This is a genomic window from Leucobacter sp. Ag1 (genome assembly GCF_000980875.1).
Taxonomy (GTDB): Bacteria; Actinomycetota; Actinomycetes; order Actinomycetales; family Microbacteriaceae; genus Leucobacter; species Leucobacter iarius.
Genome location: NZ_LAYO01000096.1, coordinates 41107 through 66338 on the forward strand (window position 1 = coordinate 41107; position 25232 = coordinate 66338).

At 70.5% G+C, this 25232-nt stretch carries 20 protein-coding genes; 8 read left to right on the forward strand and 12 right to left on the reverse strand.

The features are described 5' to 3' along the window. Positions 1-141 precede the first annotated feature (141 nt). Positions 142-3750: a glycosyltransferase gene (locus tag XM48_RS09060; protein WP_046455480.1), complete on the forward strand. Its 3609-nt coding sequence runs from the start codon at positions 142-144 to the stop codon at positions 3748-3750. A 50-nt stretch (positions 3751-3800) separates the two neighbouring features. Here XM48_RS09060 and XM48_RS09065 read toward each other — a convergent pair whose 3' ends face one another. From XM48_RS09065 to galE, 5 genes are all read right to left on the reverse strand, one after another. Further along, the gene (locus XM48_RS09065; protein ID WP_046455481.1) at positions 3801-4958 is read right to left on the reverse strand and encodes a cation:proton antiporter; all 1158 of its coding nucleotides are present in this window, start codon (positions 4956-4958) and stop codon (positions 3801-3803) included. Between the two features lie 50 nt (positions 4959-5008). Next, positions 5009-5854, reverse strand: coding sequence for a glycosyltransferase (locus XM48_RS09070; protein WP_046455482.1), 846 nt, complete (start codon positions 5852-5854; stop codon positions 5009-5011). A gap of 182 nt (positions 5855-6036) precedes the next feature. After that, a complete protein-coding gene (locus XM48_RS09075; RefSeq protein ID WP_046455505.1) occupies positions 6037-7002 on the reverse strand; it encodes a glycosyltransferase in 966 nt (321 codons plus the stop codon). Between the two features lie 74 nt (positions 7003-7076). Then, a complete protein-coding gene (locus XM48_RS09080) occupies positions 7077-8471 on the reverse strand; it encodes an LCP family protein (RefSeq protein WP_197074180.1) in 1395 nt (464 codons plus the stop codon). Further along, the gene (galE, locus tag XM48_RS09085) at positions 8468-9481 is read right to left on the reverse strand and encodes a UDP-glucose 4-epimerase GalE (protein ID WP_046455483.1); all 1014 of its coding nucleotides are present in this window, start codon (positions 9479-9481) and stop codon (positions 8468-8470) included. Before galE ends, XM48_RS09080 begins: the two co-directional genes overlap by 4 nt. Positions 9482-9702: 221 nt before the next feature. Here galE and XM48_RS09090 point away from each other — a divergent pair, with 221 nt between their 5' ends. Next, complete coding sequence (locus tag XM48_RS09090; protein WP_046455484.1) at positions 9703-10827, forward strand: glycosyltransferase; 1125 nt, start codon at positions 9703-9705, stop codon at positions 10825-10827. A 15-nt stretch (positions 10828-10842) separates the two neighbouring features. Here XM48_RS09090 and XM48_RS09095 read toward each other — a convergent pair whose 3' ends face one another. Together XM48_RS09095 and purE are read right to left on the reverse strand one after the other, a co-directional pair. Further along, complete coding sequence (locus XM48_RS09095) at positions 10843-12069, reverse strand: MFS transporter (protein ID WP_046455485.1); 1227 nt, start codon at positions 12067-12069, stop codon at positions 10843-10845. A gap of 12 nt (positions 12070-12081) precedes the next feature. After that, positions 12082-12618, reverse strand: coding sequence for a 5-(carboxyamino)imidazole ribonucleotide mutase (gene purE / locus XM48_RS09100; protein WP_046455486.1), 537 nt, complete (start codon positions 12616-12618; stop codon positions 12082-12084). Between the two features lie 64 nt (positions 12619-12682). Between purE and XM48_RS09105 the strand changes: the two genes are divergently transcribed. After that, on the forward strand, positions 12683-13345 hold the full coding sequence (locus XM48_RS09105) for a response regulator transcription factor (protein ID WP_046455487.1): 663 nt from the start codon (positions 12683-12685) through the stop codon (positions 13343-13345). Beyond that, positions 13342-14358 carry a HAMP domain-containing sensor histidine kinase gene (locus tag XM48_RS09110; protein ID WP_046455488.1) on the forward strand — a complete coding sequence of 339 codons (1017 nt, stop codon included), beginning with the start codon at positions 13342-13344 and terminating at the stop codon, positions 14356-14358. Before XM48_RS09105 ends, XM48_RS09110 begins: the two co-directional genes overlap by 4 nt. A 42-nt stretch (positions 14359-14400) precedes the next feature. On the opposite strand, the gene XM48_RS09115 is transcribed toward XM48_RS09110, so the two are convergent. Genes XM48_RS09115 through XM48_RS09125 form a run of 3 tightly spaced genes read right to left on the reverse strand, consistent with a single transcriptional unit; the run spans position 14401 to position 17252 of the window. Then, a complete protein-coding gene (locus XM48_RS09115) occupies positions 14401-15288 on the reverse strand; it encodes an FAD:protein FMN transferase (protein ID WP_084821085.1) in 888 nt (295 codons plus the stop codon). Continuing rightward, entirely contained in the window at positions 15285-15788 is a 504-nt protein-coding gene (locus XM48_RS09120) for an FMN-binding protein (RefSeq protein ID WP_046455490.1), read from the reverse strand. The genes XM48_RS09115 and XM48_RS09120 overlap by 4 nt, the downstream gene beginning before the upstream one ends. Positions 15789-15800: 12 nt before the next feature. Continuing rightward, entirely contained in the window at positions 15801-17252 is a 1452-nt protein-coding gene (locus tag XM48_RS09125; RefSeq protein ID WP_046455491.1) for a ferric reductase-like transmembrane domain-containing protein, read from the reverse strand. Between the two features lie 209 nt (positions 17253-17461). On the opposite strand from XM48_RS09125, the gene XM48_RS16965 reads away from it, so the two are divergent. After that, on the forward strand, positions 17462-18295 hold the full coding sequence (locus XM48_RS16965) for an FHA domain-containing protein (protein WP_052961412.1): 834 nt from the start codon (positions 17462-17464) through the stop codon (positions 18293-18295). 53 nt (positions 18296-18348) lie between these two features. On the opposite strand, the gene XM48_RS09135 is transcribed toward XM48_RS16965, so the two are convergent. Next, entirely contained in the window at positions 18349-19512 is a 1164-nt protein-coding gene (locus XM48_RS09135; RefSeq protein ID WP_046455492.1) for a 5-(carboxyamino)imidazole ribonucleotide synthase, read from the reverse strand. A gap of 221 nt (positions 19513-19733) precedes the next feature. Between XM48_RS09135 and XM48_RS09140 the strand changes: the two genes are divergently transcribed. Together XM48_RS09140 and XM48_RS09145 are read left to right on the forward strand one after the other, a co-directional pair. Next, positions 19734-21386, forward strand: coding sequence for a DHA2 family efflux MFS transporter permease subunit (locus XM48_RS09140; RefSeq protein WP_084821086.1), 1653 nt, complete (start codon positions 19734-19736; stop codon positions 21384-21386). Between the two features lie 9 nt (positions 21387-21395). Then, positions 21396-21983: a MarR family winged helix-turn-helix transcriptional regulator gene (locus XM48_RS09145; RefSeq protein WP_084821087.1), complete on the forward strand. Its 588-nt coding sequence runs from the start codon at positions 21396-21398 to the stop codon at positions 21981-21983. Between the two features lie 65 nt (positions 21984-22048). Here XM48_RS09145 and XM48_RS16970 read toward each other — a convergent pair whose 3' ends face one another. Continuing rightward, positions 22049-24277, reverse strand: a complete 2229-nt coding sequence (locus XM48_RS16970; RefSeq protein ID WP_197074181.1) for a cell wall-binding repeat-containing protein — start codon at positions 24275-24277, stop codon at positions 22049-22051. 100 nt (positions 24278-24377) lie between these two features. Here XM48_RS16970 and XM48_RS17885 point away from each other — a divergent pair, with 100 nt between their 5' ends. After that, complete coding sequence (locus XM48_RS17885) at positions 24378-25181, forward strand: hypothetical protein (protein WP_156174992.1); 804 nt, start codon at positions 24378-24380, stop codon at positions 25179-25181. Positions 25182-25232: the final 51 nt, after the last annotated feature.

The window sequence follows — 25232 nt, forward strand, 5'->3', positions numbered from 1 at the left end:
GTGCCGAGTTCTCCCCAACGTCCCTCCGCTCGTACGAGGCTTCCCGAAGCGATCCTGCTCCGGCAGGTCACCGCCCCCTTCGATCGGGAACGACCTTGGCGTCGAGATTTCCTCTTCCTGCGACTCACCGAGCGCATCTCCATGCTCTCGAAAGTCTCCGGGAGCATTCACCGACGGTTCGCTAGTCGGCTTCTCAGCCACCCGGATTCGATCGGCCCGTATCTCAGCTATACCGCGCAGAAACAGGGTCGCGGCATCGCCCAGCGGGCCGCACGCGAACTCTCCCAGTCCTCATCGCTTGCACCGGCTCACCTCATCGCGCTCGCCCAATTCTGGAAGTCCGTGGATGCACCCGGTCAGGCGCGTACCTGCGTCCTGCGCGCGATCGAACTCGACCCCCAATACCTCCCGGCCTTCGAGCTCGAGGCATTCCTGCAACGAGACCGGGGGAATCTCCACCAAGAGATTCAGGCGATTGAACAATGCATCCGGCTCTCACCCGATGCCGACACTCTGCAGGAATGGCGGATCCGGCTCGGCGAGGCCTATCTGCGCCAGTCGGCACCCGACCGCGCGTGGCCTTTGCTTCAGGATTTCTCAACGCTCGCCATCGGCGATCCGCGTGCCTTCCACGCAGCCTTTTGCGCCGTCCTTCTCGGGCGGAGCCTGGAGGCGGAAGAGGCGTACGCTCATGCGGCGCCAGTTGCTTCGAACTCGTCGAGCCCGTTCGACATCGTCGCCGCCGCCGTGTTCCAGCTGGATGCGCGCCGTGACGAAGAAGTGCTCCGGCTTCTCGACGGTGTCACCGGTGAACGGGTCCACGAACTCAGATACGCCGCAATGCTCAGGCTCGCGAGAGTCGAGGAGGCTACTGCCGAACTCGACCTCGCTCTCCGCGCCGTTTCGCCCTCCAACTGGGTCGGGCCGACGGCCGCACTGCTCGCAGACCTCCGTCAAGACGCCGACGCGCGCGAACGGTACCTCGCGGTCCCGCCTGCTGCGGAAACTCAACTGACCAGATTCCGCTATGCCGCTCTGGAGCACGATCATGCGGGCGCGGAGAGCGGGGTTCAAGCGCTATTGCGCCGGTCGCCCCGCATCACGGACATCGAGTCGCGGATGACCGTGCAAGACCTCGACCCGGCGATCCCAGCGCTCCTCGATACGCTGAGGGTCCGCACCGATCCCGCCCAGCGAGCATCGGTGCTCGAAGAGCTCGCGCTCCGGGCGAGCTCCCAGGAGTTCCTCACCGCCACGAACCTCGAGCTCGCCCGAGCCCTCGCGTCCTGCGGAGAGTGGGAGCGCGCCTGGGTTGCGATCTGCCGGGCGCAGAGCCAGCTCCTTCCCGCGGTTTCCCTCACCACGGATCCAGGCGCCGAAGTCCAGACGGACACGTACACCAGGTTCTCCGAATTCTGCAAGATGCTGCCCGTCGTTAGGAACCACGTCGTCTACGAGTCCTTCCACGGCGCATCGGTTTCCTGCAACCCCTATGCGATCTGCCGCGATCTTCTCGAGTCGGAGGAGCATCGCGATCTGCGGCACATCTGGATCGTCCGCCCGGATGCTCATCTCCCGGCCGATCTCGTAGGCCACCCGAATGTCGCGTTTATCCGGAAGGGGTCACCCGCTCAGGCTCAGGCGCTCGCGACTGCCGGATACCTCATCAACAATTCCACGTTCGAGTGGTACTTCACGCGCCGACCCGAACAGCGCTACCTCAATACCTGGCACGGAATCCCGTGGAAGACCCTCGGAAAGGACAACCGGGCGGAGCCGTTCGCCTATGGCAATGTCGCGAGGAACCTCCTGCAGGCGACCCATATCGTCGCCCCGGATCCGCACACCATGCGCGTGCTGACCGAGGGAATGGACATCGACATGATCGTCCCGGCCCGACTCGCGCTCATCGGCGCGGCTCGCAACGATCTCTCGACGCGCACGGCTGATCGGATCCGGATCAGAAAGCAGCTCGGACTCCTCGCCGATGAACCGCTCGTCCTCTTCATGCCCACCTGGAAGGGGCTCATGGAGGAACGCAGCGCCGAGACCGATGAAGTACTCCGCGATGCCCGGGAGATGAGCGGGAACGGGTATCGTGTCGTCGTCCGTGCCCACCATTTCGTCCGAGCGGCATTCCTCGCGGAAACTGACGGAGGCGCGCCTGACGTCTTCTTCGCCCCGGAGGACATCGAAACAAATCTCCTCCTTGCAGCAGCAGATGTTCTCGTGACCGATTTCTCGAGTGTGCTGTTCGACGCGGCGGCGGTCGGCCTCCCCGTCATCAAGCTACTGCACGACCAGGCCGCCTACGAGCATGCCCGGGGCCTGTACTTCTCCGCCGATGAGGTCCCCGGAGAAAGCGCGTCCTCGGCTGCCGCGGCCAAGGATCTGATCCGAGACGCCATCTCTGATCCGGTCGGATTCGCTAAGCGCTCGCTCCCGGCGGTCACCCGGTTCGGCGGACGGGCCGACGGTCATCACGCGGAACGGACACGCCGGTTCTTCTTCGAAGACGCGACGCCCGAGCACGCAGTCGAGCTGGAGCAGCATGAACAGCTGCTGCTGTCCGTCGGCGGGCTCTCCCCGAACGGCATCACCCGCGCTCTGCGCAGCCTGCTCGGGACGCTGGACGGCTCTCCCCAGACCACACTGCTCGTCTCCCCGGACCCGCTGAACAATGCGACTCCCGACACCGTTCAGGACGTTCGGCAATACGCGAAGTTGAATCTCGCGGTCGGAGGACGTGCGGGGACCCGGATGGAACGAGAGGTGCTCAGGTACTTCTCCACACGGAACTACCGCCGCCATCCCCTGTTCGATTCGCTCATCGCGTCATCGCGGCGAGGCGAGGCCCGTCGCCAGTTCTCCGATGTCGAGTTCGGGGCCGCGGTGGACTTCGATGGGTACGATTCCCTTCGGGCGGCGCTCATCGGCATGGGGGTCCGGAGCGCACGAAAACGAGGCATCATCCTCCACAGCGAGATCTGGAAAGAGATCATCACTCGATTCCCACGGGTGCAATCGGGCCTGCGGCATCTCGATTCGTTCGATTTCGCGGGCTCGGTCAGCGATGGTGTTCGGCAAGCGAACCAGGAATCGCTCGCGACGAACCTCGGAGTGCCCGCTGCGCTCCACCGGACCGTCGAGAACACGATCAATGTTCCCGAGATCCTGGCGATGAGCCATGCGGAACTCGATGAGAGCGATCGTCAGTGGTACGCCGGACCAGGTGTGCATGTCGTCCTGGTCGGTCGGCTCTCACCCGAGAAGAATCATGAGTCCCTGCTTCGCGCGCTGGCCGACAGCCGCGACCGTCTGTCTCAAAGGCTCACGCTGACTTTCCTGGGCGACGGTCCGTTGCGGCTCAAGATCGAACAGCTGGTCGCGGAGCTTGAGCTCCAGGACATCGTCCGGCTCCGCGGTCTGGTCGCCAACCCCTATTCCCATCTGCGAGCTGCTGGGGCGCTCTTCCTCCCCTCGCTCCATGAAGGACAGCCGCTGGTGATCCTCGAGGCGTTGACCACTCGCACTCCGGTCGTCGCGTCCGATATCCCGGGCTCCCGATCCGTGCTGAAAGACGGCCAGTACGGAGTGCTCGTTCCGCTGTCTCACGATGGCCTCATCGAGGGGCTGGAACGGATCGCTTCAGGCGATCTGGTCCCAGCGACCGCGTTCGACCCGGCCGCGTTCACGGAGGAATCGCGAGGGATGTTCCTGGACGCGATCGGGTGGAAGCCGACCAGCTGACCGGAGCGCTTTCCGGCGGTTCCCACGAACGTCCATCTCGTGGGAACCGCTCAATCCGTTGCCTTCGCGACGGGAGCCGCATCCTCCGCCACCCGGCGCAGCCGCCTCGATGCCAGCGTCGTCGCGCCGATCGTGATCATCGCGCCGAGCAGGATCGCGGCCCCCTCGCCCGAGGCGAGGATCCCGAGCGTCTCGCCCATCGAGACGGCGGCGATCGGGACGCCGAGCTGCGCGGCCGTCACGATGGCCGCCGGCCACGGCTGCCGCAGCAGCACCGGGATGCAGTGGACGAGGAGCGCGCCGAGGCCGAGCACGACTCCGAGGAGGATCGCCTGCGGGTGCGTCACGAGGTGGCGCAGATCGATGGACGCTCCCAGCCAGACGAAGAAGATCGGGGCGAACAGCCCCTCCGTGATGGCGAACAGCTGTTTGCCGAGCCGTTCGGGCTCGCCCGCGGCCGCGAGCGCGATCCCGCACGCGAAGCCCGCGAGCATGACCGAGACGTGCAGCGCGGTCGCGACTGCGGCGACCGCGAACACCACCACCAGCCAGAAGCGCAGCTCGATCGCGAGCGAGTGCTCTCGGGACACCGCGCGGATCCGCGCCTCGAATCCGCGGGTGACGAGCAGTCGCGCGACCCAGGCGGCGACCAGCGCGGCGGCGATGACCACGAGCGCGCCCAGACCGGCGCCGAGCGCGTTCTTCGGTTCGATGGCGAGCGGCAGCAGCACGATGCAGACGGCATCGGCGACGGCGAGCTGGGGCAGCAGCTGCTCGAGCACGGGCACGTCGGTGCGCACCCCGGCGAGGGCGGGGAGCACCAGGCTCGCCGACGACGAGGCGAGCAGCACCGCGTACAGCCACCCGTGATCGGTGCCGAACAGCTGCGCGATCCCGAACCCCAGCGGCACCGAGGCAGCCCCCACGACCGCCGCGCGCAACAGGCCGGTGCGCATGCCGCTGCGCAGCGCCGGATCGCGGATCGGCACGTGGGAACCGGCGACGACCATCACCAGGGCGAAACCGATCTGGCCGAGGAACGCGAACGTCGGCTCCGTGGGGTCCGCGATGCGGAATCCGCTCTGCCCGAGGATCAGACCGACGGCGAGCTCGCCGATGACCACGGGCAGGCGCAGCCGGTCGGGCAGCGCGAGCAGGGGTCCGAGCAGCGCGACCGCGCAGATGAGGGCCAGCAGCGCGAATCCCATGTCGACCTCCTCGCTCTGAGCCGACAGTACCGCGAGCCGCCCGCGGTCGGCTACCGGGCGCGATCGCCGGGGAGCCCCCCGCCCACGAAGCGGCGGAACAGCACCTTCTTGACGCCCGCGGGGAGCAGGCGGTACGCGCCCTTCACGACCACGTTGCGCAGGTATTGGCCGCGCGAGACGAACCCCATGCGCAGCATCGCCCGCTGCAGCCGCGCCTCCGTCTTCGCCTCCGTCCAGCCGCCGCGGCGCTGGAACGAGCCGGCGCCGACGCGATACTTGAGCAGGGGCTCGGCGAGGTTCTCGACCTTCGCGCCGGAGGCGATGAGCCGGATGCCCAGCCAGTAGTCCTCCATCTTGCCGAACGGCTCGTAGCCGCCGATCTTCGCGATGGCGTCCGCCCGGTACATCATCGTCGGGTGGTTGAAGGGGTTGTGCGTGCGCGCGTGCTCGCGGATCCGCTCCGGCCCGGTCGGCGGGACCCTCAGCGCACCGGTCGTCTCCGGGTCGTGCTCGAACTCGACCATGCCCGTGCCGACCAGGTCGTACCCCTGCTCGATGAGCGCCCACTGGCGCGCGAACCGCTCGGGCACTGAGACATCGTCGGCGTCCATGCGCGCGATCACCGGATGCGTCGCCCGCGCCAGGCCGGCGTTCAGCGCCTCGGTGAGACCCCGGTTCTGCTCGAGACGCACTACCGAGACCGGGATCGGGCTCTCGCGCTCGATCCGGGTGATCTCCTGCGCGAGCGCGTCGGGCACGGGGCCGTCCTGCACGAGCACCGCCTCGGCCGGGCGCAGGGTCTGCCGGTCGACGCTGCTCTCGAAGGCGAGGCGCAGGAACCCGGCGTCGTCCCCCGCGTAGACGGGCAGCAGCAGCGAGAAGTCGGCCTGGGTCATGTTTCTACTGTAGGGCGGTGGGGTGGTGTTGGTGGGTGCCGTTGGCTTCGGAAGGAGATCCGGGTTCAGAAGGATGTTTCACGTGGAATCCTCCTTCTGAACCCGAATCTCCTTCGGGAAGAGATGATCGAGATCTGAGGACGCCTGGAAGAACAGGGAACGCCGGACCGACGCAGGCGCTCCTACCGCTCGAGCAGCCGGACCTGGTCCATGACGTCGTCGGGCACGCCCGCGGTCGCGAGGACCTCGGTGGACGCGCGGGGGCAGGTGCGCCAGCCGTCGCGCCAGCCGCGGCGGAGGCCGTCGCGCAGCACGGATCGGTCCTGCGAGGCGCGGAACGTGCGCACCCAGCGCCGGGCGGTGGCCGCGATGTAGAGCGCGTTCTCCCAGCAGTAGAGCGCCTTCGAGAGCCGGAACACCCAGAGCTTGTTGCGCACCTCGAAGAAGAAGCGGGGGCCGGGATCCGCGTCGCTCGACCCGCGCTTCGCCGTCTTGTGGGTGACCACGGAGTCGGGCACGAACAGACCTCGCGCCCCGCGCAGCAGGCGGGCCGAGTACTCGAAGTCGTCGTTCCACAGGAAGTAGTCGGCGATGGGCAGTCCCAGCTCGCGCACCCGCGCGGCGCGCAGGAACGCCGACACGAACGAGATCGACCGGATCTCCATCGCACCGACGGAGGCCGCCCGCTCGCGCTCCGCGCGCGACGCACGGATCTTTGCCTTCGGCGTGTTCATCGGGTGGTCCGCGCCGTCGGTCCAGACCACACGCGAGCCCATCACTGCGAGATCGTCCTGCCCGCTCGCGCGATAGCGCTCGAACGTCGCGAGCGCACCCGAGAGCGCGTCGGGGCCGGGCACCGTGTCATCGTCCATGACCCACACCCAGTCGGTCGCGGGATCGGCGACCGCCGCCGCGATCCCCACCGCGAAGCCACCGGCGCCGCCCGTGTTCTCGGTCAGCCGGATCAGGCGGGCCCGATCCCCCCACGCGGCCAGCAGTTCGGCCGCGACCGCGTCGGAACCGTCGTCCGAAGCGTTGTCGACCACCACGAGACGATCGACCGGACGGGTCTGCGCCGCGAGCGCTTCCAGCGCCTCGCGCAGCAGCTCCCGGCGATTCCACGCGACGAGCACCGCGGTCACCCGCAGCGCGCCGGAGGCGCCCGCCGAGCCCGCGCCAGTTCCCGAGCCGGCAGAAGGCCCCGTGGCGGCTCCCCCGCTCACTACTTGCCTTCTTTCTTCGGAGTCGCCTTGACGATGCCCTGATCCACCAGCTGCTGGATCGTGGCGAAGTCCGGGTTCTCGGGATCCACCGCGGGCGGCACGAGCTCGACGTTGACGGGCGGGAACTCCCGGGACTTGCCCGCAAGGTCCACGAACCGGCCCAGCATCGAGCTCGGGATGTCGGTCTCGACGAGCTGCTTGCCCGCGGTCGCGATGTCCTGGAACCGCGCCAGCACGTTGGTCGGATTCATCTGCGCGAGGATCGCGGCCTGCAGCTCGCGCTGCCGCTCCATGCGCGAGTAGTCGCCCGCCGCAGATCCGTAGCGCGAACGCGCGTACCACTGGGCCGTGTAGCCGTTCATGTGCTGCTTGCCCGGCTCGATCCAGCCGTCGACACCGTTCTGGTATTGATCGCCGCCGATGGGCAGCCGCTCCTTCACATCGATCTCGATGCCGCCGAGCGCATCGATCAGCTGCGAGAACGCGTCCATGTTGACGAGCACGTAGAACTGGATATCGAGGCCGGTCGCGCCCTCGACGGCCTCCTTGGTCGCTTCGATGCCGGGCGAGGAGTGCTGTTTCTTCGCGTTCGGGTAGAGCTCCGGATAGAACAGCTCCGCCTCGGCGTAGACGCCGTTCAAGATGCAGCGGCCCACCTGGCAGCCGCCCCACTCGCCGAACTCGTTGGGGCCGACGCCGAAGCCGTTCGGGTGCATCTTCGCCATCGGCGAGCCCTTCGAGAAGGGCACGTTCGCAAGCTCGCGCGGCACGCCGATGATGGTCGACTGGCCGGTCTTCGCGTCCACGCTCACGACCGAGATGCTGTCGGGGCGCAGCCCCTCGCGGTCGGCGCCGGCATCGGTGCCGAGCAGCAGGAAGTTGTAGCGGCCCTTGACGGGCTCGACCGCGGGCGCCCCCGCGAAGAGGTCGTCGAGCAGGCCGCGGGTCGAGGCGACGGTGGTCGCCGCCCAGGCCGCGCCGAAGGCCGGCACGATGGTCAGCAGCACCGAGATCACCGCGATGGGCACGCGCCAGTTCGGCTTCACCCGCACCAGCTTGGTGAGCCGCAGCGTGTCGAAGCCGAGCACGAGCCAGAGGATCGCGTAGAGGACGAGCAGCCAGGTCAGGACGAAGAGGAACCAGCTGTTCGTGAACAGCGTGAGCGTGTCGGCGCGCGCCGCGAGCAGGCCGACCACGGTGAGGACGCCGGCGAGGATCAGCACGACCGTCGCGGTGATTCCGAAGCGGCCGAGCTTGCGGTTGCCCGCGAGCAGCTGCGCGCTGCCGGGCAGGACGAAGCCGAGCAGCACGAGCCACCTCGCCCGCTTGGTCATCAGCGGGGGCGAATCGAGATCGGGGTTGCGGATCGGCCGCTCGAGCTCGATCGAGCTCATCCGGAGTACCCGCCGGGGTTGCTCGACTGCCAGGCCCACGCGTCGCGGCAGGCCTCCGCGAGGGAGCGGGTGGTGCGCCAGCCGAGCTCGGTGTTCGCCTTCGCGGGGTCGGCGACCACTTCGGCGACGTCCCCGGAGCGCGCCGGGACCAGGTCGTAGGGCACGGGGCGGCCGGAGGCTTCCTCGAAGGCGCGGACGACCTCGAGCACGCTGGATCCGGTGCCGGAGCCGAGGTTGTACGCGGTGACCCCGGCGGCGATGTGCTCGAGCGCGGAGACGTGGCCCTCGGCCAGGTCCATCACGTGGATGTAGTCGCGCACGCCGGTGCCGTCGGGAGTCGGGTAGTCGCCGCCGAACACGCTGAGCCGCTCGCGCTTGCCCACCGCCACCTGCGCGATGAACGGCATGAGGTTGTTGGGGATCCCGCTGGGGTCCTCGCCGATGCGGCCGGAGGGATGCGCGCCGACGGGGTTGAAGTAGCGCAGCAGCACGGCCTCGAGCTCGGGCCAGGCGACCTGGGTGTCGCGGACGATCTGCTCGATCATCGCCTTCGTCCAGCCGTAGGGGTTGGTCACGCCGACCCCGGCGGGGTGCGCCTCATCGATCGGCACGCGCTGGGGCTCGCCGTAGACCGTCGCCGACGAGCTGAACACGAACTTGGCCACTCCGCGCTCGCGCATGAGGTCGAGCACGGTGAGCGTCGAGTCGAGGTTCACCCGGTAGTAGCGGGTGGGCTGCGCGACCGACTCGCCGACCGCCTTCAGCCCGGCGAAGTGGATGACGGCGTCGAACTCGACGCCGTCGAGCGCGGCACGGGCGGCCTCGCGCTCGGCGAGGTCGACCTCGATCACGGGGATGCTCCGCCCGCTCAGCGCCTCGACCCGACGCACCGCCTCGGGGCTGCTGTTCGAGAAGTCGTCGACCACGATGACCTCGTGCCCGCGCTCGAGGAGCACGAGCGCGGTGTGCGAGCCGATGTAGCCGGCACCGCCGGTGAGAAGTACACGCATAGCGTCTAGGGTAGGGCCGCTGCCGGGAGAGAACCTGCGACGCGCTCCGGAACCTCCGAAAGGAGCTCCTCCGCCGTCGGCCGCGCCTCCCGAAGGGCGGTGACACCGCAGGGTTACGATTCGGTGACGCTTCAGCGCGCTCCGGGCCTGCGCACAGCAACCGATTCCGTAGAATCAAACCTGTCGGGCGATTCACAGCTTGGCGGGGACGGAGGGGTTAGGTGGGGACGCTCACGCTGATCGGCGAGCCCTTTCCCGGGTGGGACAGCGCACTGCAGGCCGCAGCCGCGCAGGACCTCACGGAAGCGGTCGCCGTCGCGGCTCCCCGCGGGTGCAGCGCCCGGCTGCTGATCGCCAAGGGCACGGAGACACCCGCTCTGGAATCGCCGCGCGCCCGCGTCGAGACCCTGCCCCTGAAGGCGGGCATGCTGCCCGTGCTGTGGCAGTCTGGCGCCTCGGCCCGGCCCCTCGACGGCGAGTTCGTGCACGCCCTGACCCCGATGGTCCCGCTGCGCAGCCGCGACGACGGCGACGGCACCCAGACCTCGGTCGCGATCCCCCACGGCATCGCCTGGCAGGCTCCCGAGCTGATGGGCACGACCCAGGCCCGCCTCTTCCGCTCCTTCGTGCGCCGCGCGGTGCGCCTCGCCGACGTGATCGTCACCTCGACCCACGCGACCGCGAGCGCGCTGCAGGAGCACTTCGGGCCCGAACTGGCGGTCCAGGTGCTGCCGCTCGCAGCCCCCACCCGGATCATGCGCCCCTCCGACGCCGCCGAACGCCGCGTCGAGCTGGAGCTCCCCTCGACCTACGTGGTCACGACCGCGGCGCCCGGCGAATTCGGTCGGCTCGACTGGATCCTCGACGCGATGCGCGCCGACCCGTCGATCCCGGCGCTCGTCGTGCTCAGCGGCAGCTTCCCCGCGCCCGGCGATCCGCAGAACGCCGAGGGTGCGGACCCGAAGCTCACTGCCGCGATCCCGACCGAGCTGCAACACCGCGTCACGGTGGTCCGCCCCCGCGAGCTCGAAGACATCGGAGCCGTGCTCTCGGGCGCCGAGCTGCTCGCGCTGCCCCAGGCGGGCATCGGCACCGGCTACGAGCTGCTCGCCGCACTGTCCGCGGGGGTTCCCGCGCTGCACGGCGGCAGCGCCGTCGCGGCGGAGCTCGCCTTCGAGGGCGGGATCGGCGCGGAGGATGCCACGGCATTCGCCGGTGAGCTCTCCCGGATCATGCGCGACGACGCCGAGCGCTCCCGGCTCTCGGTGCTCGCCGAGGATCAGTCCCGTTCGTACTCGTGGGCCAGCACCGCCTGGCACCTGTGGGAGATCCACGCCAACATCTGACCCGGCGCGTCACCGTCAGCGGTGCGCGCTCCGCGCGTGCCCGACGGCGGCGGCCGCCGCGGTGAGCGCGGAGACCGCGACCAGCGCGACGGCGGCGCCCCAGCCCCAGTGCGCGAACACGAGGCCGCCGAGGCCGCCGAGCAGTGCCGAGCCGATGTAGTAGCCGAGGTTGTAGAGCGACGGCGCGAGACTGCGCCCGGTGTCGGCACGTCGACCGATCAGACCGCTCGCGATGGTGTGGGCGCCGAAGAACGCTCCGGTGAACAGCACGAGTCCGAGGACCACGGCGGGGAGCCACAGGAGCAGCATGAGGCCGAGTCCGAGGAGCATGAGCGCGATGCACCCGAGCTGCACTCGCACGGGTGATTCGAGGCCGGCGAGCGGCCCCCGGCTCCGCCCGCGGTGCGTTCGCGCGATGACCGCCCACACCTGGCGCGAGGCGACCGCACCGGCCAGGTAGGCCAGGAAGAGCCAGGACACCTGGGCCGTGCTCAGCCCGAACGGGGCCTCCTGCAATCGGAAGCCGAGGACGTTGTAGACGGCGACGAAGCCGCCCATCAGGAGGAAGCCCTGCGCGATGAGGACCCGGACGCCCGGGTTGCGGAGATTGGCGAGGAACGCGCGGCCGAGCGGCAGCGGGGGCCCAGGCGGGATGCGGGTCGCCGGGATCAGCGCGAGGAACAGCGCCGCTGAGGCGACCGAGCAGAGGGCGACCGCGGCGACGCCCCACCCCCAGCCGAAGGCGTCGCCGACGAGACCCGAGATGACGCGACCGGCGAGCCCGCCGATGGTGGTGCCGGCGACGTAGCTGCCGACGGCGGCGCCGAGCGCCGCGGGCGTCACGATCTCGGCCAGCGCGGTGACGGCCAGCGCGGGCAGTCCCGCGAGCGCGAGCCCCTCGAGGAAGCGGACCGCGACGAGCGCGGGGAGCGTCGGCATGAACGGGACCAGCAGGCCGATTCCGAGCGCGACGAGCAGCGACCAGCGCATCGCGGCCACGCGACCGATCCGGTCGGAGATCCTCGCCCAGGGAACGACCCCCACCGCGACGCCGAGCGTGGCGGCGCCGATCACCCACGAGACGGCGCCCGTGTCGCTGCGGAACTCGTGCGCCAGCTCGGTCAGCACGCCCTGCGGGGCGTACAGCTGCGCGAAGGTCGCGAAGCCCGCGCCGAACAGCGCGACGAGGGCGCGCTTCGCGACCCGGCTGTCGCCCGGAACCCGGGGGTCCGACGCGGTCACGCGCCGAGACCGCTACTCGGCGGCCGGAGCCGCGGCTTCGGCGGCGACGCGCGCCCGCAGCGCGGTGTTCTTCTGCTCCACCTGCGCTTCGAGGTCCGCCGCATAGGCGTCGAGCCGCGCCGCCACCGCGGGATCGCTCGCGCCGAGGATGCGCGCGGCGAGCAGGCCCGCGTTCTTGGCGCCGCCGATGCTGACGGTGGCGACCGGGATCCCGCCGGGCATCTGCACGATCGAGAGCAGCGAGTCGAGCCCGTCGAGCTTGGCGAGCGGCACAGGGACGCCGATCACGGGCAGCGTGGTCATCGAGGCCACCATGCCGGGCAGGTGCGCGGCACCGCCGGCGCCCGCGATGATGGCGCGCAGACCGCGCCCCGCGGCGGATCGAGCGTACTCGACCATCTTGTCGGGCGTGCGATGCGCGCTGACCACCTCGACCTCGTGCGCGATGCCGAACTCGCGCAGCACGGCCACGGCGTCCGCCATCACGGAGTAGTCGGAGTCGGAGCCCATGATGACGCCGACCAGGGGCTGCACGCGCTCACCAGTCATGTCGCCTATCGTAGCGATCACCGAGAGGGAAGCCGGCCGTCGGGGCCGGCGGAGAGGGGGTGCCGTGGCCGACCGACCGCCGCTGCTCTACGTCGAGGACGATTCCGAGATCGCCGAGATGACCGTCGAGGTGCTCTCGGAGGTCTACGACGTCGACCTCGCCGCCGACGGCACCGCGGCGCGCGACCGCGCGCTCGGACGCCGCTACGAGGTCATGGTGATCGACCGCCGGCTGCCCGGCCTCGACGGCGTCGAGCTCGTCGAGGCGATCCGCACCGCCCACATCGCCACGCCGATCCTCATGCTCACCGCTGCGGGGAGCACCGCCGAACGGGTCTCCGGGCTCGACGCCGGAGCCAACGACTACCTCGTCAAACCGTTCGACTTCGAGGAACTCCTCGCCCGCCTGCGCGCGCTGCGCCGCGGCTTCCACCCGAGCGGACAGCGGCGCGACATCGGCGAGTGGGGCTTCACCCCCGGATCCCGCGCGCTCTACTCGCCGACCGGGCTCCGCATCGCGCTCACCGAGACCGAGAACGCCCTGCTCGACCTGCTGTCCGAGAGCCCCGACCACGTGTTCTCCCGCGCCGAGATCCTCGACGCGGTGTTCTCCCCCAACGAGACGCCGGGCTCCGTCGACACCTACGTGTCCTACCTGCGACGCAAGTCGACCCCGGGCATCGTCGAGACCGTGCGCGGCGCGGGCTACCGGGTGGGGGCTCCGTGACCGGCCGCGAGCGGACGGCCGAACGGCGGGCCGCGCTCCGGATCGGGCTCTGGGTCGGCGCCGCCTCGATCCTCGCGCTCGCCGCGGGCACCGCGATCCTGGTCGTACTGATCGTCTCGCGATCGCAGCGCCTCGACGACCTCGCCGGGCGGGGTCCCGGCGAGCCCGCCGGCTCGGGCGGCCCGGCCGGGATCCCGAACGGGGATCACGTCGTCGTCGACGTCGACTTCGTCCTGCCCTGGCTGCTCGCGCTCAGCGCGATCGGCGTGCTGCTGCTCGCACTCATCGCCTGGTTCGCCGCACGCGCCGCGCTGCGGCCGATGGCGGAGGCGATCGAGCTCCAGCGCCGCTTCGTCTCGGACGCCGGGCACGAGCTGCGCACCCCGCTCACCGCGCTGTCGAGCCGGGTGCAGATCCTCGAACGGCGCCACGACCGCGGCGAACCGCTCGGCCCCACGATGGATCGGCTCCGCAGCGACGCGGCCGTGCTGAGCGACACGCTAAACGACCTGCTGCTTCTCGCCGAGACCAGCTCCGCCCCGCCCGGCACCTGCGATCCGGGCGCCGCCGCGACGTCCGCCTGCGAGCTCCTGGCCCCGCTCGCCGCCGAGGCGGGGATCGCGCTGCGCGCCCCGCACGACGGCGTGCTCCGCGTGCCCCTCGCCGAGGCCACGCTCGCCCGGCTCTGCGTGGCGCTCGTCGACAACGCGATCCAGCACGCCCCGAGCGGAAGCACCGTCACCGTCACCGTCGCCGCCGAGCAGGACCGCTCAGGGCGCCGCACGGCCGTGCTCCGGGTCGCCGACACCGGGCCCGGCATCGATCCGGCGACCCGCGACCGCGTCTTCGAGCGCTTCTCGCGCGGCTCGGAGACCGGTCGGAGGCGCGGGTTCGGGCTCGGCCTCGCCCTCGTGCGCGAGGCCGCGGAGCGGCTGGGCGGGCGCGTGGGCGTCGAACGCACCGGCCCCGACGGCACGGTGATGCGCCTCGACCTGCCCGCCGTTCCGGAATGACCCGGCTGGCCGTCGGTTCCGGCGAGCTCGCCATGCCGCGGGTCAGCGGCGATCAGGATGCGCGCGCCCGGTCCCGATGAGCGCGAGCGCATCCGCGTCCGAGGCACCGATCTCGACGCCCGCCGACCAGCGGCGCACCCGCCCGTCGGCCCCGACGACGAGTCCGTTCGTCTCGGGCGCGGCACCGATCCAGCTCAGGTCCGCGCAGCCCGACACCGCGGCGACCGTCGCCCAGGCATCGGCGACGGCAAGGTCCGCGGCCACGACCGAGGCCCCGACCGCCTCGGCGGTGCGCCCGCTGCGCGGATCGACGAGGTGCCCGCCGCGCTCGGCCCGCCCCGATGAGGCCACCGCGCCATTGCGCAGGCCGACCCGGGCGAGCACCGCTCCCCGGTCGAGCGGATCGGCGATCCCGATGCTCCAGACCCAGTCGGAACGCTCCGCGGTGAACACGCGCACGTCGCCGCCCGCGTTCACCGCGACCGCGTCGACGTCCGCGTCGAGCAGCGGGGCCAGGCAGGCCGCCGCCGCGCGCTCGACCGACCAGCCCTTCACGTATCCGGTCGGATCGAAGCCGCCCCGCCACTGCGCCGAGAACCGCCCGCCGCTGCGCGACCCGATCCGCGCGCACGCGGCCGCGACCTCGGCGACCTCGGCGTCGGCGTCGATGAGGAGCTCCCCGCGCCGAATCCGGGAGACCGTCGAGTCGGCGATGAAGGTCGAGAACTTCCGCTCGTCGGCGCGCACCCGCTCGAGGAACGCCGCGCAGGCCCGGGAGACCGCGGCATCCGCGCCCGCGTGCGTGCGCGGCAGCACGTGCACGCTCAGCACCGTGCCCATGGCCTCGGCCGTCATCGCGGTGCGCGGGCGCCGCGTCCCCGTGGGCTCCGGCGCCCGCGCCCGCGCCCGCGCCCCGGCCGCTCCGCTCATGCGCGCGCCCGATCGATCGCGGACTGCAGGGACTGCTCGTACCCGTCGCTCGTGTACGTCGCGCCCGACACCAGGTCGACGTTCGCGGTGGTCTTGCCGATCGTCTCCGAGACGAGCTGGGGGATCGCCTGCGAGTTGATCATCTGGTCCCGGCCGCCGCCATTCGGGTACTGCGGCACGTCGACCGCCGAGATCACGCCGCCCGACACGGTGATCCGCACCTGCACATCGCCGTAGCGGGTCGACACCGCGTCACCGAGGTACGTGCCGGTCGCGAGGCCGCTCGCGGCCGTGCTCGGCACCGGGCTCGTCGTCGCCGGGGCACTCGATCCCGAAGCCGAACCCGAGGTCGATCCCGAAGCGGATCCGCTCGTCGTGCTCGAGGGCTTCGGCTGCACCGCAGCCGAAGCCGATACAGCCTCGCCGAGCGAGGTCCGGTAGCTGAACAGCAGCACCAGTCCGCTGACGGTGGCCATCAGGGCGATCCAGATCTTCTTCATGAGCGGGCCTCCTCAGGCTCCTCCGGTCGAGAACGATTCGCGGTGCAGGCGTTCACGGCGCACGCCCACGGCGCGCAGGTCGTCGGCGACGGCGTCGGCCCACGCATCCGGTCCGCACAGGTAGACGTCGGTGCGGTCCAGATCCTCCGCGATGTAGCGGAGCAGCTCCGGTCCGTTCCAGGCCGCGTGCGTGGCCGGCAGCCAGGTCGACCCGACACGGGTGCGCGCGCCGTTCATCTCGATGTGGCGCACCCCGCGGCGGCGGACCAGCTCGGCGATCGCGGCCCGCGAGGAGGCGGCCCCCGGTTCGTGGTCGCGGGTCACGAGCGTGGCCTCGCCCGGCGCGTACCGCTCGGACTGCAGCAGCGCAACGAGGGGCGCGACCCCGAAACCAGCTCCGAGCATCAGCAGGTGCTGGCCGCGGCGCTGCTCGCCGGTCATGGCGCCGAATGGGCCTTCGAACAGGACCGGCACGCCCGGGGCGAGGCGGGTGAGGCGCGCGGTACCGTCGCCGACGAGCTGGGCCGAGATCACGAGACGGTCCGCGGTCGGCGCCTCCGCCAGCGAGAACGGATGCCCCCGGGTCCAGCCCGGTCCGTCGAGGAACCGCCACACCAGGAACTGCCCCGCGGCCGCCCCCAGCCGGTCGAGACGCCGGCCGCGCATCACGACCCGTACGCCGCGCAGCCCGTCGGCCTCGACGCGATCGACTGCGACGCGGTGCCGGAGGGATCGCGCGAGCGGACGCAGCGCCCGGAACCAGAGCACCGCGGCCGCGGTCGCTCCCCAGAGCGTCCACCACACGGTGCTCGTGAGCGCATCGCCGGCGAAGTCGCCGCCGGTCCAGATCATGTGCGGGATCGCGAGGCCCACCCCGAGGTACGCGTAGAGGTGGAGCAGGTGCCACGATTCGTAGCGCAGACGGCGCCGGGCGCGTCGGGCAGAGGTGAGACCGACGAGCACGATGAGCAGGGTGCCGGCGACGGCGAGCAGCATGCCCGCGTAGTTCCACGTGAAATCCCACAGCTGCAGGAGGGGGTTCTCGCCCGACGCGATCCCGTAGCCGATCACGAGGAGCACGATGTGGGCTGAGAGCAGCCCGAACGACCACATGCCCACGATCCGATGCGCCCGGATCATGCCGTCCCGACCGAAGCCGCGCTCGAAGAGCGGGACCCCGGCGAGCAGCAGCACCTGCAGCAGCAGGAGTTCGGCCGCGACGAGTCCGGTCAGACGGCCGAGCGAGTCGAGGGCGTCGGCCGGAGCCCCCGAGAAGGCTGCGGCGATCGCCTGGAGGCCGCCGCCCCGCACCCAGAGCGCCGCGACGAGCAGCGAGACGGCCCAGACCAGGCTCACCGCGCCGAGACGCCAGCGGTCGCGGCGTCGGGCGCGACGTCCCGGGTCGTGCGCCGGATCGGGATCCGGCCCTGCGGCGATGCCGCGCGATGCGGTACTGGTGCTCATGCTGCGATCGTCGCGACCGGTTTCTCAACTGAGGCTCAGAAAGCCGCGCTTCCAGCGAGCTCACGCGAGAGACATATGGAACTCCCAGCATCGGGTGTGGCCGCCCGGGCCGTTTGCGGTTCGCTCGCGCGGCTGCCTATGCTGAGGGCGCCCGCGCGGCGGGCGACGAGCGGAGCCGCCCCTCGGGCCGGCGGATCGAGGGAGACCGGATGAGCGCAGCAGAACCCGCGCCGCCCGGCGCGCCCGTTCCTCAGGATCCCCGCCTGCGCCCGGTTCCCCCGCCGCGGTTCAGCGAACCGGCCGACAGCACCGTGCCGCTCGTGCTGCCCGGGCCGCCCATCTCGGTCGTGCTCGGCCCGGCACCGCGGAAGGGTGCCGCCGCGGCCGCTCCCGAACGCGCGGAGGCCCCGGTGCCGGTGCCTGCGCCAACGCCCGTGCCAGAAGCTGCGCCCGTTCCCGTGGCGGAGCCCGAACCGGCACCTCGCACGTCCGTTCCGACGCCCCAACCCCCGCCCGCGCCGCCCGCCGTCGAGACCGCGATCGAGCCGACCACGGTGCCCGCGGCGCCCTCGGCCCCCGCACACGCACCGGCGCCGGCAGCGCCCGCAGCACCAGTACCGCGCCCGGTCTCCGAGCTCGCGCTCGACGATGACGACCTGGAGCTGACCATCGTCGTCCCCCGCGGGGCGCTCCTCACCGACTGGAACCTCGTCGACCGCGACGGGACCGCGTTCCGGCTGCATCGCAGCAACGTACTCGGGCGCAGACCCTCCGGGGCCGGAGCGCCCGAGCACGCGCAGCTGGTGCTGCTCTCGGATCCCGATCGGGTGCTGTCGCGCACCCACGCCCTGCTCGAGGTCATCGACGACGAGGTCTGGGTCACCGATCTGCACTCCACGAACGGGAGCGCGGTGCGCGAGCCCGGGCAGCCCGCCCGTCGCCTCGAACCGGGCACGCGCGTGCGCGTGCTGCTCGGCAGCGTGCTGAGCTTCGGCGGACGCGCGGTCTCGTTCGCGTACGACGGGCACGGCCCCCGGGCCTAGCCCGAGTCGGCGGCTCCTCGTCCGCCGGAGCGCCCGGTTCGCGCGGCCGATCCTTAGTCGAACATGCGCGCGGCCGCGACCGCTTCGGCGCGCACGGCGGCGAGGTCGTCGCCGGTGACGGTGACGTGGCCGACCTTGCGGCCGGGGCGCGGCTGCTTGTCGTAGCTGTGGATCTTGGCCGCGGGGTGCGCGGCGAGCACCTCGGCGTAGCGGACCGGCATGGGGCCCTCGGCGGGGCCGCCGAGCACGTTCACCATGACGGCGGCGGGCCGGGTCATCGAGGTATCGCCGAGGGGCAGGTCGGCGACGGCGCGCAGGTGCTGCTCGAACTGGCTCGTGACGGATCCCTCGATCGAGAAGTGCCCGGAGTTGTGAGGGCGCATCGCGAGCTCGTTGACGAGCACACGGCCGTCACGGGTCTCGAACATCTCGACGGCGAGCACGCCGGTGACGCCGACGCCCTCGGCGACCGTGACGCCGATGCGGGCGGCCTCGTCGAGGGTCGCCGGGTCGGCGACGGGGGCCGGCGCGAGCACCTCGGCGCAGACGCCGTCGCGCTGGATCGTCTCGACGACGGGCCACGCGCGGGTCTCGCCGGAGGGCCTGCGGGCGACGAGCTGCGACAGCTCGCGGGTGAAGTCGACCAGTTCTTCGACGAGCAGCTGCCCACCGCGCCCGTCTTCCGCGAGGGCGGCGAACCAGTCGCGCACCTCACTCGCGTGCGAGACGACGCGGACGCCCTTGCCGTCGTAGCCGCCGCGGGCGGTCTTGACGACGGCGCGGCCGCCGCGGGCGTCGATGAACCCCTGCAGCGCGGCCTCGTCGGCGACCGCGGCCCAGGCGGGCACGGGGACGCCGAGCTCGCCGAGCTTCTGCCGCATGAGGATCTTGTCCTGGGCGAACTGGAGCGCGTCGGGGCGCGGGTGCACTGCGACGCCGCGGGCCTCGAGCTCCCGCAGGATCTCGCCGGGCACGTGCTCGTGATCGAAGGTGATCACGTCGACGGTCTCGGCGAAGGAGGTCACCGTCTCGGGGTCGCGGTAGTCGCCGACCCGGTCGGCGGCGCGCTCCGCGCTCGATCCCTCGTTCTCGGCGAGCACGCTGATGCGCAGGCCGAGGTGGATCGCGGGCGGCACCATCATGCGGGCGAGCTGCCCACCGCCGATGACGCCGATGCGGATGCTGCCGATCTCTTCGATGCTGCTCACCCGATCCATTTTGCCAGGCGGCGACGCGCCGCGCGCCACCAACAATGGTTGACGGGAGACAACGAATCGCATATAGTTGCATTCCGTCAACGATTTGCGACCCCGCACGCGGGTCCGATCCGACCCTCCGTGCCGGCGGGGCCGCGCGACGCCCCGTTCGGCGACGCCGCCGGGCGCCGCGCACGCGCACCGCACGAACCGATCAGTAGAACAGGATCCCAGCACTCCAGATGTCCAGCACGGCAGCACGCTCCACGCCCACCGCCCCCGCCCGGGGCGCCTCCGCGAACGACGAGGTCCTGCACGGCCGCGCCAAGGCCTGGGCCCTCACCGGCCTGTTCCTCAGCATGGCCGTCTCGATGCTCTCGATGACGGTGGTCGGCACCTCGATGCCGATCATCATCGCCGACCTCGGCGGCGACCAGGCGGCATTCACCTGGGTGGTCACCGCCACCATGCTCGCGAGCGCCATCTCGACGCCGATCTGGGGGAAGCTCGCCGACCTCACCAGCAAGAAGGTGCTGCTGCAGGCGTCGCTGATCATCTTCACCCTCGGCTCCGCCCTCGCCGGCACCGCCGAGGGCCCGGGCTGGCTCATCGCGTTCCGCGTACTGCAGGGTCTCGGCGCCGGCGGCCTCGGCGCGCTCGGCCAGATCGTGCTCGCCGAGATCATCAGCCCGCGCGAGCGCGGCAAGTACATGGGCATCATGGGCGCGATCATGGCCGTCTCGACCGTCGGCGGGCCGCTCCTCGGCGGCGCGATCACCGACTCGATCGGCTGGCGCTGGAACTTCACCGTCGCCGTCCCCATCGCCGTCGTCGCGATCATCGTGCTGCAGCGCACCCTGCACCTCCACACCGCCCGCCGCAAGGTCAAGATCGACTACCTCGGCGCGTCGCTCATCTCGATCGGCTTCGCGAGCCTCCTCATCTGGGTCACGCTCGGCGGCACCCAGTTCGACTGGTGGTCGTGGCAGACCGCGCTCATGGTCGGCGGTGGCATCGCGCTGCTCATCGCGGCCGTGATCGTCGAGCTCAAGGTCGAGGAGCCCCTGATCCCGCTCGGCCTGTTCAAGAACCGCACCTTCACCATGGCCGTCATCGCGAGCCTCGCCGTGGGCCTGGCCATGTTCGGCACCTCGGTGTTCCTCGGCCAGTACATGCAGCTCGCCCGCGGCAAGACCCCGACCGAGTCGGGCCTGCTCACCATCCCGATGATGGCCGGCCTGCTCATCGCGTCGACGCTCGTCGGCCAGATCATCTCGCGCACCGGCAAGTGGAAGCGCTACATGGTGGCGGGATCCTTCCTCCTGCTCGCCGGCCTGCTCCTGCTCGGACAGCTGCGCTACGACACCTCGCTCTGGTACGTGGGTGTCTCGATGTTCGTGCTCGGCGCCGGCGTCGGCATGTGCATGCAGAACCTCGTGCTCGTCGTGCAGAACACCGTCTCGCCCGACCAGATCGGCGTCTCGAGCTCGGCCGTCACCTTCTTCCGCACCATCGGCGGCACCGCCGGAATGTCGGCGCTCGGCGCCATGCTCTCGCACCAGATCGTCGACTTCGTGAAGGACGGCCTCGCCGCGCTCGCGAAGACCGATCCCGCCGCGCTGGCCGGAGCCGACAAGCTCGCCGGCGGCACGATCCCCAAGGTCGCCGAGCTGCCCGGCCCGATCCGCACCGTGGTCGAGGCCGCGTACGGCCACGGCATCGGCGACGTGTTCCTCGCCGCCTCCCCCATCGCCATCGTCGCGATCGTCGCGATCATGCTCCTGCCGAACCTGCCTCTGAGCAGCAAGAGCGCCGCCCAGCAGCGCTCCGAGCTGGCTGCGAAGAACGCCGCGGACGAGGCCGAGCACGCGGACCTCGCAGCAACCGGACGTTAGGCTCGAATCATGCAGGATCAGCGGGATGCGGACGAGGTCGCCGGCGACGGCGCGACCCCGGGGGGCGTCGCGCCCGGCGGCATCGACGGCGGTGTGCTCGACAGCCGCATCGCCGAGATCATCGCCGAGTTCTCGGAGGTGTTCGCCTACGCCCGCACCCGCTGGGCCCGGTTCGCCGAGGAGGTGCACCCGGAGCTCAAGGGCGTCGGCATGATCGTGCTGCAGCTGATCGTGAAGAAGGGTCCGATCACGGCCACCCGGATCGCGCAGATGCTCGACATGGACAAGGCGATGGTCAGCCGTCAGGTCTCGAAGCTCCGCGAGCTCGACATGATCGACGCGGAGCCCGCACCCGAGGATCGCCGCGTCGTGCTCCTCACTCCGAGCGCGAACGCCGTCGAACTGCTCGATGGACTGCGCGACCGCTGGGCGCACGGGTACCACGAGCGGTTCCGGGGCTGGACCCTGGAGGAGCTCGAGGTGATGCGCGACGGCCTGCACCGCTTCAACGCGACCGCGGACCTCTCGATGCCCGACGGCCCCGCCGCCCGCTGCGTGCGCGAGCAGGGTGAAACCGCGGGAGCGGAAGCGTCTTAGAGAACGGGGGGGGGCCCTGGCCGCCGCGAAGGAATGACCAGGGCCCACCCGCTACTCAGCACTGATCAGCAGGTCTGACCCTGGCGGATCGCCTCAGCGAGCAGCGCGGCCCCACCCAGCAGATACACGCTGGTCGGCTTGATCGTCGCCTGCACAGAGGTGATGCTTCCCAGCACGCAGGTCTTTCCCGACAGGATCAGCGGGGCCTTGTTCCGACCCGCAACCGCAGCACCTGCGAGCGCGTCCGGGAAATCGAGACCGGACGCCAAGTACATGCGCCCGCCCTTCGTGTGGTGATCATTCGCGATCAGCACCGACGTGTTGTACCGATCCGATCCCGCATACCGCTTCACCGTCCGGCCGGACGCAACGCTCGATTGGATTCCGGAGGATACGATCGCGGTCCCGCCCGAGATGTAGACGTTCTTCACGGCAGCAGCAGTGAGATAGCTCTTCGCCTCGGCCGACGCGGCAGCCGCTGTGCCCGGCACGAGCACGACCGGAGCACCCAGTTTGCCCGCGGCAGCGCCGGCCGAGAGCGCATCCGGGTAGTCGGCACCCGTCGCGATGAACGCGGAACCGGTCGCCGCGAAACCGTACTTCGCGATCGCGAGCGAGGTCGCATACCGGTCGGCCCCCGAGAGACGCACGACCGATCCACCGGAGGTCACGAGCCCCTTCAACGACGTCTCGACGGCGGCAGAAACCGCCCCGGTGCCGCCGGCGATGATGATCTTCGAGGGCTTCAACCGTTGAATCTCGGACTTCGTCGCCGCCGAGAGGGCCGTCGGAGCGGTCAGCAGGAGCGGTCCGCCGACCTTGGCGGCGAGCGGAGCCGCGGACAGCGCGTCGGGGAACTCTCCGCCGGTCGCAACGACGAGGGTCGACACTTTCGATGCGTCGGGGTAGCCGTGCTTGGAGATCGCGACCGCGGTCGCGTACCGGTCCCCGCCCGAGAGCCGAGCGTATGCGGTGCGGGCGCGATACTTCGAAATAGTCGGAGCCATGGCGGTGAAGCTCCGGGCGTTGTTCGCGTTCGCCGCCCCGGATTTCAGCCCTTTGTAGCCGATGAAATCGACGTTCGGGTTGGAGAACTGCATCTTGGTTGGGCAGTACGTATTGTCGCAGTCGTACGCCATGATGTCGCGGGCCTTGCCCTGGACCTGGAACCCGTAGCTGTACGAGAACGGGATGTTGTCGATCGTGGCGTGTGCGCGGTCGTGGTTTCCGCCAAGGTTGTGACCGAGTTCGTGGGCGAAGGTGTGCGAGCCGCACCGCGTGTCGAAGGAAGAGACGCTGAACGCATACTCGGAGGCGCCGCCTGCACTGGGTCTCCATGCCCAACCGCAATAGCCTCCTACCAGCTTGGGAACGACGAGTGCGGCCAGGTCTGCGCCGAGCGCTTCGCGCTGGTTCTTCAGCAGGGCGAGGCTATCCGTGCCTGCTTGCAGCCGGTACAGGTCAGTCTTCATGTCTTTCGCATTTTGGGTGTGGCTTACGGGGATGACCGAAACCAGGTTGAGGCGCACGTTGGCCTTCGACGTCGCGAGGGCCGTATTCGTCTCGGTGACCCGCTGCTTGATCGCAGTCACCGTCTTGGACCCCATCGATTTCACGTACCCGACTACCAGGTCGACCTGCGGGATCGCGGCCGCCGGGTCCGGCTCAGGGACGGACTCGGGTTCGGGTTCTGTCGCGGGGTTCTCGGTGGACGGCACGACACCATCGGGCACCAGCGCGTCATCGGCCCGCTCTACGTGATCACTGATGGTCTCGTCGATCTCGTCGATTCGTGCGACGCCGGTCGCCTGCTGTTCGATCGTGACGCGCGGCTCGGTGCCGCGGTCGATCCCGCCGACCAGGGAGTAGTTGCCCGCCTCGTCGGAGACGAAGGTGAACGCGGCGGACGCCGTCGTGCCACCGTCTTCCGTGTGGGTGCCCATCACTTCCACGGTGGGCCGCGAATCAATCCCCTCGGCGTCGAGGGTGACCGCGACCTCGGTGACATCGATCGTCAGCTGCTGCTCGTCGAAGAGCGTGAGCTTCAGATCGCCCGCCTTCGGAACGATCGTGCGCGCGCCGGGCTCCGCGGACGCGAGCGACTGCGCGGTCACGACCGCGTTGACGGCCGCGTTCGCATCGAGCGCGACGGTCCGGCTCCGAAGGGAACCCTCGGGGACTTCGCCCGGGAGGGAGCGGCCGAGTCGCGTCTCGGTGGTGAACCAGTCGCCGGCGGAGTCGCCCTCGGCGGCGCCCGCGGAGGAGATCGGGACGACCAGCAGGGTCGTGGTCATCGCGGCCGCCGCAAGCAGCGGACCCGCGGTTCTTCGCAGAGATCGCATTATTTCCCCTTACCTGTTACCGCCTATCGGTAATCCTCGCTAACCTTGGCACATGCCGAGTTCGAGTTTCAAGCGCCCCCTGCCGCAGGTGTGCATCGCCCTGTCGACGCTCGCGGTCAGCGGGATCGCCGCCCTGACCCTGCCGTTCGGCACGCCCGCACTTGCCGAGGACGGCGCACCCGCACCCCACGCGGAAGCCCCGCAAACAACCCCGGCAACCGCACCGGGGCCGGGCGACGCCACCCCGCAGACCGAAGCAGAACCCGCGGAGGAAGAGCTCCCCGAGGAAGAAGTCATCGGCCACCTGACCGTCACTCCCATGCAGGCATACCCCGGCGAGAAAGTACGCGTCACCGGGCAATGCAAAATCTGGGGACACGGACCCACCGATGTTTGGCTCTCGCTGGACAACAGCGCGGGAACCTACGATGGCCCGAGCTTCAGCACCGTCGCATTCGATGAGGCCACTGGCGAATTCGATACCGAAGTGACGCTGTCAAAAGCCGCTCCTCCCGGAAAATACCGAATGCCCTGGATGTGTTCCGTTGACGATCAGATCTTCGCCGGCAGCGATGTCGCGCAGACCTTCACCGTCCTCGGAACCACCACGCCCCCGACCAAACAGCCGCCCACGAGTCCCGCGCCTCCGTTGGACGACCGAGACGGTGGCGGACTGATGATCGACCCTGGCACACCGAAAAACACGAGCGCCCCTACAGAACTTGCGGAGACCGGTAACGGCGAGGACCCCTGGGTCCTTTCGCTCGCTGCAGGGGCACTTGCCCTGGGCGGTGCTGGCTTCGTCATGTACTCGCGCCGCCTGGGCAGGGCAAAACACCGCGAAGGCGCCGCCTAGCCGCCCGCGCCGCGCCGCGCGTTCCGGCGGGCGGCGAGGTCGGCGCCCGCC

What these genes read in the sequence shown, in the direction of transcription:
- XM48_RS09060 (WP_046455480.1), top strand. Translation starts at nt 142, where the DNA reads ATGCTCTCGAAAGTCTCCGGGAGCATTCACCGACGGTTCGCTAGTCGG.
- XM48_RS09065 (WP_046455481.1), bottom strand. Translation starts at nt 4,958, where the DNA reads ATGGGATTCGCGCTGCTGGCCCTCATCTGCGCGGTCGCGCTGCTCGGA.
- XM48_RS09070 (WP_046455482.1), bottom strand. Translation starts at nt 5,854, where the DNA reads ATGACCCAGGCCGACTTCTCGCTGCTGCTGCCCGTCTACGCGGGGGAC.
- XM48_RS09080 (WP_197074180.1), bottom strand. Translation starts at nt 8,471, where the DNA reads ATGAGCTCGATCGAGCTCGAGCGGCCGATCCGCAACCCCGATCTCGAT.
- galE (WP_046455483.1), bottom strand. Translation starts at nt 9,481, where the DNA reads ATGCGTGTACTTCTCACCGGCGGTGCCGGCTACATCGGCTCGCACACC.
- purE (WP_046455486.1), bottom strand. Translation starts at nt 12,618, where the DNA reads ATGACTGGTGAGCGCGTGCAGCCCCTGGTCGGCGTCATCATGGGCTCC.
- XM48_RS09115 (WP_084821085.1), bottom strand. Translation starts at nt 15,288, where the DNA reads ATGAGCGGAGCGGCCGGGGCGCGGGCGCGGGCGCGGGCGCCGGAGCCC.
- XM48_RS09120 (WP_046455490.1), bottom strand. Translation starts at nt 15,788, where the DNA reads ATGAAGAAGATCTGGATCGCCCTGATGGCCACCGTCAGCGGACTGGTG.
- XM48_RS09125 (WP_046455491.1), bottom strand. Translation starts at nt 17,252, where the DNA reads ATGAGCACCAGTACCGCATCGCGCGGCATCGCCGCAGGGCCGGATCCC.
- XM48_RS16965 (WP_052961412.1), top strand. Translation starts at nt 17,462, where the DNA reads ATGAGCGCAGCAGAACCCGCGCCGCCCGGCGCGCCCGTTCCTCAGGAT.
- XM48_RS09135 (WP_046455492.1), bottom strand. Translation starts at nt 19,512, where the DNA reads ATGGATCGGGTGAGCAGCATCGAAGAGATCGGCAGCATCCGCATCGGC.
- XM48_RS09140 (WP_084821086.1), top strand. Translation starts at nt 19,734, where the DNA reads ATGTCCAGCACGGCAGCACGCTCCACGCCCACCGCCCCCGCCCGGGGC.
- XM48_RS09145 (WP_084821087.1), top strand. Translation starts at nt 21,396, where the DNA reads ATGCAGGATCAGCGGGATGCGGACGAGGTCGCCGGCGACGGCGCGACC.
- XM48_RS16970 (WP_197074181.1), bottom strand. Translation starts at nt 24,277, where the DNA reads ATGACCACGACCCTGCTGGTCGTCCCGATCTCCTCCGCGGGCGCCGCC.
- XM48_RS17885 (WP_156174992.1), top strand. Translation starts at nt 24,378, where the DNA reads ATGCCGAGTTCGAGTTTCAAGCGCCCCCTGCCGCAGGTGTGCATCGCC.